The sequence below is a fragment of the Hypericibacter sp. genome (genome assembly GCF_050729195.1).
In the GTDB taxonomy this organism is placed as follows: domain Bacteria; phylum Pseudomonadota; class Alphaproteobacteria; order Dongiales; family Dongiaceae; genus Hypericibacter.
The window spans coordinates 1-5,941 of record NZ_JBOHKS010000084.1 but is presented as its reverse complement, the minus strand read 5'-3'; the positions used below and the strand labels follow the sequence as shown (position 1 = coordinate 5,941).

Here is a 5,941-nt window from a genome sequence, read left to right as displayed (position 1 = left end):
GCGAGACACCGTAGCTGAAGGACGCAAAGGCGCCATTGATCTCGGGATAGGGCCGGCTCTGCCAGCGCAGCACTTCGGTCCACGAGCCGCCTTTGGACGAGAAGAGGAAAAGGACCGTATCGGTGCCGCATTCGATTGCGAAGTTCGCCGTGACTGCGACCAGATCGGGCTGACCAGGGGGCTGTTCCATCGTGAAGGTCAGATGGTCGCCGTAATGAACCGGGCCGATCGGCTCGACCTCGCGCTGCTCGAACCGCTGGTCCAGATCGTTCTGCGCATCGCCCGTATCGAACTTCGAGGGCAGACAGTGCATATAGGCGTCGAGAAAGTCGCGAAGGCGCGTTTTCATCTCCGAGATGACGGCCTGCGCTTGCGGCGTCAGGGATGTGGGTTCCGAATTCTCGTAGATAGGCAGCGCCCCGAGGGCGACCCGCGCGTCCCGGACCTTGGCTGCCGTATGATCGATCGCCGGCGAACCGCAAGAAGCGGCCCATGCCGGCTGGCCCATCACGAGCCAGAGACAAGCGGTCAGCGAGAGCGTCCGCAGGACAAAGCTCATGGGCGAATTACCCGGCGCCGGGGGGCCGAAACAGGGCGTGAGCCGCCGCCATTTGAACCCGCGTGCCGCCGAAGCGCAATGCCGCCCAGCCTCCGATCGATGCCGGCGGGGATGAAATTTCCGTAGCCATGCCTAGCCGGAGTCGCCGAATCGCGGCATAGTGCGATTTCGCATGTCCGAACCCGTCATTCTCGTCGAAGGGCTCTCCAAGCGCTTCGGCCCCGTGATCGCTGTCGATGAGCTCAGCTTCTCGGCATCCAGAGGGACCGTCATCGGTCTTCTGGGCGGCAATGGGGCCGGCAAGACCACCAGCATCGCCATGCTGCTGGGGTTGCTGATTCCGACTTCCGGCAGCATCCGCATCCTGGGCGAGGACATGCTCAAGCACCGTTATCGGGTGCTGGGCCGGATGAATTTTTCCTCGCCCTATGTGGACCTGCCGCAGCGCCTGACGCCGCGCCAGAATATGCGGGTCTTCGCCACACTCTATGGCGTCGCCGATCCGACTCGGCGCATCGCCGAGCTGGGCGAGGAGCTGGCGCTCAATGAATTCATGGATCGTCCCTGCGGCAAGCTCTCGGCCGGGCAGAAGACCCGGGTGGCGCTGGCCAAGGCGCTGCTGAACCGTCCGGAGCTGCTGCTGCTCGACGAGCCCACCGCCTCGCTCGATCCCGACACCGCCGACTGGGTCCGGCGCTATCTCGAGACCTTCCGCAAAGAGACCGGCGCCACGATCCTCTTGGCCTCGCACAACATGGCGGAGGTCGAGCGGCTCTGCAGCGAGGTCTTGATGATGCGCCGCGGCCGCGTGGTCGATCGCGGCAAGCCCTCGGATCTGCTGCGCCGTTATGGCCGCGCCAATCTCGAGGAGGTGTTCCTCGACATCGCGCGCGAGCGCGGGCATGGGGTGGCGGCGGCGGTCGAAGAAGCCAAGCCGGAAGCGGGCTGATTCACATGAGCATGACCCTCCAGGATTTCGCCCTCTCGCCGCGGCGCATCGGCGCCATCCTGCTGCGTCACCTCTATGTGCTGCGCAGCTCCTGGCCGCGGCTGGTCGAGATGGCCTATTGGCCGACCATGCAGATGATCATCTGGGGTTTCGTCTCGCAGTTCTTCTATACCCAGAGCTCCTATGTGGCGCAGGCCTTCGGCGTGCTGATGGCGGGCGTGATGCTGTGGGACGTGCTGTTCCGCGGCCAGCTCGGATTCTCGCTCTCCTTCCTCGAGGAGATGTGGGCACACAACCTCGCCAATCTCTATGTCAGTCCCTTGCGGCCGGCGGAGCATATCCTGGCGCTGATGGCGATGAGCGTGGTGCGCACGCTGATCGGCGTGCTGCCGGCGGCCCTGCTCGCGATCCTGCTCTACAAATTCTCGATCTTCGATATGGGCCTGCCGCTGCTGGCCTTCTATGTGAACCTGGTGATGATGGCCTGGGGCATCGGCATGCTCTCGACCTCGCTCCTGATGCGCTACGGGCTGGGCGCGGAGAACCTCGTCTGGTTCATCATCTTCCTGCTCGCCCCCATCAGCGCGATCTATTACCCGGTGACGGTGCTGCCGGCCTGGCTGCAGCCGATCGCCTGGTGCCTGCCCTCGACCCATGTGTTCGAAGGCATGCGCGAGGTGCTGTTCCACCAGCATTTCAACCTCACCCTGTTCTGGGGCGCGGTCGGGCTCAACGTCATCTACATCCTCGTCGGCCTCGGCGTGTACCTCATCGCCTTCCGCTCCGCCCGCGAACGCGGCGCGCTCCTGCAGATGGGGGAGTGACGAGTAAAGACTGCACATCCAACGCCGCTACGCCTGGGCGCAGCCCCTACTTCACCTTCCCGCGCACCGCATCCTTGAGCCGTTGCGGGATTTTCGCGCGCACGCCGACCTGCTCGGCGCCGGCGAGCGCGGCGAAGCGGCGAAGCGCGAGACCGAGCTGTTCGGCATCGGCGTCTTCGGCAAGCTCGAGCCGGCGCAGCCACCAGGTCTTGCCGTCGAGCTTGCCGTCGACCATGCCCACGGCCCGCTCGCCCTGGAGCACCGGCAGCGCGAAATAGAAGCGCCGCTTATGGGCCGGCGTGTAGGCCTCGAACTTGTAGTCGAGGTTGAAGAGCGCCTTGGCGCGCGGGCGGCTGTAGAGCAGATGGTCCAGCGGCGCCAGGAGCCGCGTCGGCGAATCGCTGACAGCAGACGCATTCCAGCCGGCCTCGTCCTCGGGCAGATACCAATAGACCGGCTGGTCGGGCAGGTCGGTCGCCTGCACCGGGATGGCGACGCCGCTCTCGAGCGCATGGGCCACATGCTCGCGCCAGCGCTTGATGCCGCCGCCGGGCCGCCAGGGTCCGTAATGGTGATGCGTGCGCTGGGCGATCTGCTCGGTCGTGGCGAGCTTCAGCACATGGAGCGCCGAGCGGATTAGGAAATCCTCATAGCCCTTGCGCCAGTCCTTGGCGCGCGGCGAAGGCGGCGCCGTCAGCTCCGGCAGGCGCCGCTCGGTCAGATCGAACAGGCGCTGGAAATTCTTGTCGCGTCCCGCCACCACCAGCTTGCGCTGCGCGAACATCACCTCGAGCGCGCGCGTGGTTTCCTTGATGGTGTTGAAGCCACCGACGATGCGCCGGCTCTTGAAGCTGCCCGGCCCCGTGGGTCCGTTGGCGCGGATGTAATCCTCGACCTCCTGCATCACCTTCTTCAGCCGCTTGGTGACCGGGCTGCGCAGGGTCGCCGGGTCGGCGAGGCTCTCCGACATATGCGCCAGCCAGTCGCGCCGCGTGGCGAAGATCGGGTAGTGGGTCTCGACCAGCGCGCTTTGACCGTAAAGCAGATCGTAGAAATGCGACGGTGCCGAGGCGCTGCGCGCGGCCCAGGCGATCTCCTGATTGCGCAGGCCCGTGATGCGGATCGAATCGATCTGCCACATGGCGAGATCGACCGCGCGCGCCGGTGCCTGGGCTTCCGGCCAGAACGCGCCCCACAGCCCCTGCCGGTCGAGCAGGAAGCGGCGCAGCTCCGAAGCCGATGCCTTGCGGGGGATCGTCATGAGGGACGCAAGCCTAGCCGTCCTTGCCGCTGACGCCCGCCTCGGCAAAGGTCGCCATGCCGGTATGGCAGGCGACCGCCGCCTTGAGCAATCCGATCGCGAGCGCCGCGCCCGAGCCTTCTCCCAGCCGCATGCCGAGATCGACCAGCGCGCGCTTGCCGATCGCTTCCAGGAGCCGCTTATGGCCGGGCTCGGCCGAGACATGCGCCACCATGCAATGATCGAGCGCGCGGGGATCGATCCCGCGCAACACCGCGGCCGCCACCGTGCAGGCGAAGCCGTCGAGCAACACCGGTACGCGCGCGAGGCGCGCCGCGATCACGGCGCCGGCGATCGCCGCCAGCTCGCGTCCGCCCAGGCGGCGCAGGATCTCGAGCGGATCCTTGAAATGCGCGCGATGCAGCTTCAAGGCCTCGTCGATCACCGCGATCTTGTTCTCGAGTGCGGAGCCCGTCACGCCGGTGCCGGGGCCAGCCCAGTCGCGGCCATTGCCGCCGATGATGGCTGCCGCCAGCGCCGAGGCGCTGGTGGTGTTGGCGATGCCCATCTCGCCGAGGCAAAGAAGATCGATGCCGGGCTCGACCGCTATCATGCCGTAGCTCATGGCATGGGCGCATTCCTCCTCGCTCAGCGCCGGCGCGCGCGAGAAATCCTCGGTCGGCTCGTCGAGCGCCATCTCATAGACCCTGAGCTCCGCATCGGCCGCGCGGCAGAGCTGATTGACCGCGGCGCCGCCGGCGACGAAGTTCGCGACCATCTGCTTGGTGACCGCGGCCGGAAACGCCGAGACGCCGCGCGCGGCGACACCGTGATTGCCGGCGAAGACCGCGACGCGCGGACGATCGAGCCGCGGCGGGTGATGGCCCTGCCATTCGCAGAGCCAGTGCGTGATTTCTTCCAGCCGGCCCAAGGCACCGGGCGGCTTGGTGAGCTGTCCTTCGCGCGCCGCCGCGAGCGTGCCCGAGGCCTGATCCGGGCCCGGCCATTGCGCGATCACGGCGCGGATTTCGGCGAAGCTGGCGGCGGGTCGGTCGTTCGCGGGCGTGTTCGGCATGAGGCACCTTGAGGCGGGATTCGTCGAGAGGACCGGAGGAGTGGCGAGGGCGCCCGCGAGGACAGCGTGAAGCCGGGGATGAAACTGCTGGCCTGGCGATGCGGAATGGCCCCGCTGCGACGCCAGGATCGGATCCCCTGTCCGGGCGCTTTGCTTCGGGGGCGGCAACTGTCCTATAACCCCCGCATCCGCGCCAGCGGGAAAAACCTCACACATTCTCCATGCCAGATCCTGCCGCCCCGAATGAACCCGTGCCGCCGCCCGACTCCGGGTCCGACCCGATTCGGGCGCCCGGCACGTCGCTGTGGAATCCGCTGGCCTGGTTCGAGGATCTCCGCCTCGCTCTGGCCTTCCTGACCCGCCTGCCGATTCGAGGCGATATCGCGCCCCGGCCGCTCGCGGCGGCGGTGCGCTGTTTCCCTCTGGTCGGTGTGGTTGTCGGTCTCGGCGGCGGATTGGTCTATGCGCTGGGGCTGAAGCTCGGCCTGCCGCCCCTGGGCACCGCGCTCTTCGCCATCGTCGCGACCGGTCTCCTGACTGGGGCATTGCATGAGGACGGATTGGCCGACAGCGCCGACGGGCTGGCCGGGGGCCATGATCGCGACCGGCGCCTTGCGATCATGTCGGACAGCCGTATCGGCAGCTATGGCGTGCTGGCGCTGATCGTCTCGGTCATGGCGCGCGCCTCGCTGCTGGCGGGATTGCCGACGGCCCATGGCATCGCCGCGCTCATCGCCGCCCATGCACTCGCCCGCGCCGGCATGACGCTGGTGATGGCGCGCGGCACGGCGGCCAAAAGCGGTGGCCTCGCGGCCGGCGCCGGCAAACCCGCCGAGGGCGACGCGCTGGTGGCGCTCGCGATCGCGGCGATCGTCGCCTGGATCGCGCTGGGACCGGTGGTCGCGGCGGTGGCATTGGTGGCAACCCTGATCGTGGCCTGGGCGATGGCCCGGCTCGGCAAGCGCCTCATCGGCGGCTATACCGGCGATATCCTCGGCGCGGTCGAGCAGTTGTCGGAGATCGCGGTGCTCGCCATCGCCGCGGCGGCGATTTGAGCGGAGACAGAAACCGATGACGGTTCCGATCACGCGCTGGTGGTGGATCCGGCATGCGCCGGTGACCTCCCATGGCGGGCGCATCTATGGCCAGCGCGACGTACCGGCCGATTGCGCCAACCTCGCCAGTTTCGCCGGCCGGGCGCGCCTCCTGCCCACCGACGCCGCCTGGATCGCGAGCCATCTGGCGCGCACGCACCAGACGGCGGCCGCGATCTTCGCCGCGGCCGGCAAGCCGG

6 protein-coding genes and 1 pseudogene are annotated in these 5,941 nt (G+C 67.7%); 4 read left to right on the top strand and 3 right to left on the bottom strand.

The genetic code is table 11. The features are described 5' to 3' along the window. Window positions 1-559: hypothetical protein (locus tag ACREE8_RS06545; RefSeq protein ID WP_431572178.1), on the bottom strand; the 559-nt coding region annotated here is incomplete at its 3' end. Window positions 560-731: 172 nt separating this feature from the next. Here ACREE8_RS06545 and ACREE8_RS06540 point away from each other — a divergent pair. Together ACREE8_RS06540 and ACREE8_RS06535 are read left to right on the top strand one after the other, a co-directional pair. Further along, window positions 732-1,508, top strand: a complete 777-nt coding sequence (locus ACREE8_RS06540) for an ABC transporter ATP-binding protein (RefSeq protein WP_431572177.1) — start codon at window positions 732-734, stop codon at window positions 1,506-1,508. Between the two features lie 5 nt (window positions 1,509-1,513). After that, complete coding sequence (locus ACREE8_RS06535) at window positions 1,514-2,332, top strand: ABC transporter permease (RefSeq protein WP_431572176.1); 819 nt, start codon at window positions 1,514-1,516, stop codon at window positions 2,330-2,332. A 46-nt stretch (window positions 2,333-2,378) separates the two neighbouring features. Here ACREE8_RS06535 and ACREE8_RS06530 read toward each other — a convergent pair whose 3' ends face one another. Then, window positions 2,379-3,593 carry a DNA glycosylase AlkZ-like family protein gene (locus ACREE8_RS06530; protein ID WP_431572175.1) on the bottom strand — a complete coding sequence of 405 codons (1,215 nt, stop codon included), beginning with the start codon at window positions 3,591-3,593 and terminating at the stop codon, window positions 2,379-2,381. A gap of 13 nt (window positions 3,594-3,606) precedes the next feature. Further along, complete coding sequence (gene cobT / locus ACREE8_RS06525) at window positions 3,607-4,647, bottom strand: nicotinate-nucleotide--dimethylbenzimidazole phosphoribosyltransferase (RefSeq protein ID WP_431572174.1); 1,041 nt, start codon at window positions 4,645-4,647, stop codon at window positions 3,607-3,609. A gap of 251 nt (window positions 4,648-4,898) precedes the next feature. Here cobT and cobS point away from each other — a divergent pair, with 251 nt between their 5' ends. Both cobS and ACREE8_RS06515 read left to right on the top strand, forming a co-directional pair. Then, window positions 4,899-5,702 carry an adenosylcobinamide-GDP ribazoletransferase gene (gene cobS / locus ACREE8_RS06520; RefSeq protein WP_431572173.1) on the top strand — a complete coding sequence of 268 codons (804 nt, stop codon included), beginning with the start codon at window positions 4,899-4,901 and terminating at the stop codon, window positions 5,700-5,702. Window positions 5,703-5,718: 16 nt separating this feature from the next. Beyond that, window positions 5,719-5,941: pseudogene (locus ACREE8_RS06515) on the top strand (histidine phosphatase family protein); the annotation flags it as partial.